The sequence below is a fragment of the Psychrobacter sp. 1U2 genome (assembly GCF_051847575.1).
Map to the genome: position 1 here is coordinate 1 of NZ_JBPYDC010001329.1, position 627 is coordinate 627.

The window sequence follows — 627 nt, forward strand, 5'->3', positions numbered from 1 at the left end:
TGGCGGCGCGAATACGTAAGTAAGCATCAGTTAAATCTTGACAGACTTGCTCCTCCCAAATGCCAAGCAACGCCACCTCTTCAAAGATGCGTACGTTGTCGCTCCACTTAGTGAGGCTTGGGTACTTATGCGAATAGGCCAACACGACAAATTGTGCCAGAAACTCAATATCAATGATACCGCCAGCGTCTTGCTTAAGATGAAACTTGCCCGCTTGTTGTTGCCATTGACTGGTGCCCAGATGCTTTTGCATCTTGATGCGCATACTTGTCACTTCCGTACGTACTTCATCAAGCGTACGTGGCAAGGCCAATATCGTACGGCGAATATCGCAAAATAGCGCTGTTACACGTTTGTCGCCGCATACTGCCCGTGCCCGAACCAGCGCCTGATGCTCCCAAGCCCACGCTTTTTCGCGCTGATAAGTCTCAAAAGCATGACAAGAAACCACCATCATACCTGCATTTCCCGATGGGCGCAGACGCATATCGATTTCATACGCTCGCCCATCACGCGTTTGCGTATTGAGATAAGTCATAAGCTTTTGAGCTAAACGAGCCGCAAACTTCATGCCACTGACTGACTTCTCACCAGTCGTCATGCCCTGCTCTTTTATTTTGTGTAAAA

At 48.8% G+C, this 627-nt stretch carries 1 pseudogene; it reads right to left on the reverse strand.

Annotated elements, in window-relative coordinates:
• A pseudogene (locus ACS8FD_RS21910) lies at positions 1-627 on the reverse strand (bifunctional [glutamate--ammonia ligase]-adenylyl-L-tyrosine phosphorylase/[glutamate--ammonia-ligase] adenylyltransferase); the annotation flags it as partial.